Source organism: Brucella cytisi (assembly GCF_038433355.1).
In the GTDB taxonomy this organism is placed as follows: domain Bacteria; phylum Pseudomonadota; class Alphaproteobacteria; order Rhizobiales; family Rhizobiaceae; genus Brucella; species Brucella cytisi.
Genome location: NZ_JBCAUP010000054.1, coordinates 1 through 3,769 on the forward strand (window position 1 = coordinate 1; position 3,769 = coordinate 3,769).

A 3,769-nucleotide genomic window follows, 5' to 3' on the forward strand; every position below is an offset into this window, starting at 1 on the left:
TAGAGCGTTTCCGTTTTTCTCTGAATCGAATGCGCTTCCCAAATCAGTTTTGTTCTGATTCACTGATGCTGGCTGGATGGAGGCCAGCGTTGGATGACCGCACCGATATCGAATGATCTTCGAGAGCGCGTTATTGCCGCCGTGCTGAGTGGCGAAAGCGTTCGTTCAGTGGCGACGCGGTTTGAAATTGCCGCATCTTCAGTCGTAAAATGGTCCCAGCGCCATCGTGCGACCGGATCGGTTCATCCCGGCAAGATGGGCGGCCACCGCAAGCGGATACTCGAACCGCATCGTGATATCATTGTGCAACGGCTCGCCGAGAACCCACACCTGACACTCCATGGCCTGAAGGCGGCGTTGACCGAGCGGGGTATTTCCGTCTCGCACAATACGATCTGGGAATTCATTCGCAGTGAAGGGCTGCGCTTCAAAAAAAACACTATTCGCCCTTGAGCAAGCTCGTGCCGACGTCGCTCGCAAAAGACAGCGCTGGAAGACCCTGCAAAATCACCTTGATCCCGAACGGCTGGTCTTCATTGATGAGACCTGGATCAAGACCAACATGTCGCCGATCAGAGGCTGGGGTCCAAAAGGCAAGCGACTGCGGGCATTTGCACCGCATGGCCACTGGCGCACGCTGACATTCCTGGGCGCTTTGAGAAACGATCAGCTTACAGCACCCTGTGTCTTCGACGGACCGATGAACGGCCAGTGTTTCCGCGCCTATGTCGAGCAGCAGTTGGTCCCGGTGCTCAAGCCAGGCGACATTGTCGTCATGGACAATCTCGGCAGCCATAAGTCGGCAACCATCCGTCAATTGATCAAAGCCGCTGGCGCGCGGCTCTGGTTCCTGCCACCCTATTCGCCGGACCTCAATCCGATCGAACAAGCCTTTTCCAAGATCAAGCATTGGATGAGAAATGCACAAAAGCGCACCATCGAAGACACATGGCGTCATATCGGCAGGCTGGTCGAAACCATCCAGCCCGCCGAATGCCAAAACTATTTGGAAAACGCCGGATATGGTTCCGTTAAAAGGTGAAACGCTCTAGAGCGCATTTCGATCTGATTGAATCAGATCGGCGCTCTAAATATTTGTTTTGAAGCGCATCCCGAAAACCGTTTCACACTTTTCGGGATGCACTCCAGCAAAAAGGCCGCACGCAAAGCGTACGGCCTTTTATCATTTTGTTCGTTAAACTTGACGCTTCAAAGCGAAGTCGAGCTCTTCCACCAGTCGGTTCCGCCATCATGCGCATACTGGTCAATTTCAGCCAGTTCCTCGGCACTGAATTCCAGTCCCTTCAAAGCACCCAAAGAGTTTTCAAGCTGCGCGACCGAGCTTGCCCCGATGAGCGAAGAGGTGACGCGCGGATCGCGAAGCGTCCAGGCAATCGCCATCTGGGCCAAAGTCTGTCCACGACGTTCCGCAATGGCGTTCAATGCCCGAATGCGCGCCAGCAGTTCTTCGTTCTCTGCGCTGGCTTTCAGGGAACCGCCCTGATTCGCCCGCGCTCCCTCCGGAATGCCTTTCAGATAGCGCGATGTCAGCAAACCCTGAGCCAGCGGCGAAAACACGATGCAACCGGTGCCCAGTTCATCCAGCGTATCGAGAAGCCCATTCTCGATCCAGCGATTGAACATGTTGTAATTCGGCTGGTGAATGAAAAGCGGCACGCGCTCTTCCTTCAGGATCGCCGCCGCCTTCAGCGTCAGTTCCGGCGAATAGCTCGAAATACCGACATAAAGCGCCTTGCCCTGGCGATGCAGATGCGCAAGCGCTCCCATCGTCTCTTCCAGAGGCGTCGTGGCGTCGACACGGTGCGAATAGAAGATGTCGACATAATCGAGTCCCATCCGCTGCAGCGATTGGTCGAGACTGGCAATCAGATATTTGCGGCTGCCGCCAATGCCACCATAAGGCCCCGGCCACATGTCCCAACCGGCTTTCGATGAGATAATCATCTCATCACGGTAAGGTCGAAAATCGCTGGCCATGATGCGACCGAAATTTTCTTCGGCAGATCCGGGAGGCGGGCCATAATTGTTCGCTAGATCGAAATGGGTCACGCCCAGATCGAAGGCGCGACGGAGAATTGCACGACCGTTTTCGTAGACATCCCGGCCACCGAAATTGTGCCAGAGGCCAAGCGATATCGCTGGCAAGTCGATGCCGCTCCGACCGGTGCGGCGATAGACCATATCTGACTGATAGCGATCAGCCGCTGCAGAATAATGCATAACGCATCTCCATGAGTGAAATGGTTTGACCATGCATGGAAGACAGCGCCGATACCATGCATAACAGGTGTGACGCATATTTGATCCCGAAGGGGAGCCGAGGCAACGCTAATCTGCTGAGTGTTACTCAACGAAAGAATGACGAATAATCAACAACGGCTCTTAACGTGATCCGACTTCCTCAGCGACCACCAATTTCGCGAGGCCCTGATCTTCGCGGATGAGATCAATCAGCCGTCGCAAACCAGATGGAACCTGTCGTCTGCTCGGATAATACATGGTCAGGGGCGGACCTTCCGAAGCCCAGTCTGGTAGCACGGCTTCAAGCGCACCTGCGTCCAGGTAGTTCTCGACCAATGGCTCCAGACAATAGGCAAAGCCGATCCCGCCCAAAGCGGCTTCCACAGCCTGTTCGGTTTCATTGGCGCAAATCGGCCCCTTCACATCGACCCGGCGCAAGGAAGCGCCGTTTCCCAATTCCCATGCATATCGGGAATTGTCCCCGAGCCTCGTCTCTATACACGGCAAACGGAGCAGATCGTCCGGCGTTTCGGGGCGCCCTGCCCTTGATATCAATGCCGGAGATCCGACCACGATCCATTGCAAGGGACCGGTCAGCGCAACGCCAATCATATCCTGCGGCACCCGATCACCATAACGGATCCCCGCATCGAAGCCCTCAGCGACGATATCAATCATCTGGTCATCTATAGTGATGTCGAGATGCATATCGGGATAGGTTTGCGTATAGCGCGGTAAGATGGGGGCGATGATCAGCCGTGCAGCATCGCGCAGCGCGTTGAGCCTTATGCGCCCCGATGGAAAGTCGCGCTGACTGGTCAGAGCTTCCAAGGCTTCCCCTATCGTCCGCAGTCCGTTTTCAAGTTGTGTCGCGAGTGCCGCACCTGCTTCAGTCGGCGTGAGGGAGCGGCTGGTACGGTTGAGCAATCGCACGCCCAAGTCCGCCTCCAGTTTTTTCATACGATGACTGATAGCGGAGGTTGTTACGCCGAGCTCGATAGCGGCCAGTTTCATGCTTTTGCGGCGTACGATTGTCACGAATATGTTGAGATCAGCCAGCGCGGAGCGATCGAGGTTCACGATTGTCTTCCTTTGATAACGAGGCTGTTTGATAGCTTAAACAGGTCAGTTTGTCGTTATGGTCGGGACGGGGAAGTTTTGCAGCTGCCCCAGGCGGTTTTGGTCAAAAAAAAGCCCGCGTTACGGCGGGTTTTGATTTGGTTTTTGGCTGATGCCTGGTTGCGTATGTCGGGGGATTGTTTCGCAGGAACGGTTCCTTTTGCTGCCCACCCTTGGGGTTATGAGCGCGCTGCGGTGCGTCCGTATAGAACTCGCTTCCGTGCATCGATATTAGGTCGAACGGTCTTCTGCGAGAAGCCGGAGCCAGCTCGCAACGATACGAACATCGGATATGATTGAGCGATTTTGTGTATTTTTGTGGGAATTTGGTTGCGGGGGCAGGATTTGAACCTGCGGCCTTCAGGTTATGAGCCTGACGAGCTACCGG

3 protein-coding genes are annotated in these 3,769 nt (G+C 55.1%); 1 reads left to right on the forward strand and 2 read right to left on the reverse strand.

Annotated elements, in window-relative coordinates; translation table 11 throughout:
• The first annotated feature begins 93 nt into the window (after positions 1 to 93).
• Positions 94 to 1,042, forward strand: a protein-coding gene (locus AAE521_RS26675; protein WP_144405900.1) for an IS630 family transposase whose coding sequence is annotated in 2 segments (ribosomal slippage) — positions 94 to 429 and positions 431 to 1,042 — 948 coding nt in all. Because the reading frame shifts where the segments join, the coding sequence is not laid out codon by codon here.
• A gap of 167 nt (positions 1,043 to 1,209) precedes the next feature.
• Here the strand turns inward: AAE521_RS26675 and mgrA are convergent.
• Both mgrA and AAE521_RS26685 read right to left on the reverse strand, forming a co-directional pair.
• Positions 1,210 to 2,241, reverse strand: a complete 1,032-nt coding sequence (gene mgrA, locus AAE521_RS26680; RefSeq protein ID WP_342062982.1) for an L-glyceraldehyde 3-phosphate reductase — start codon at positions 2,239 to 2,241, stop codon at positions 1,210 to 1,212.
• Between the two features lie 162 nt (positions 2,242 to 2,403).
• The gene (locus tag AAE521_RS26685; protein ID WP_342062983.1) at positions 2,404 to 3,342 is read right to left on the reverse strand and encodes a LysR family transcriptional regulator; all 939 of its coding nucleotides are present in this window, start codon (positions 3,340 to 3,342) and stop codon (positions 2,404 to 2,406) included.
• Positions 3,343 to 3,769: the final 427 nt, after the last annotated feature.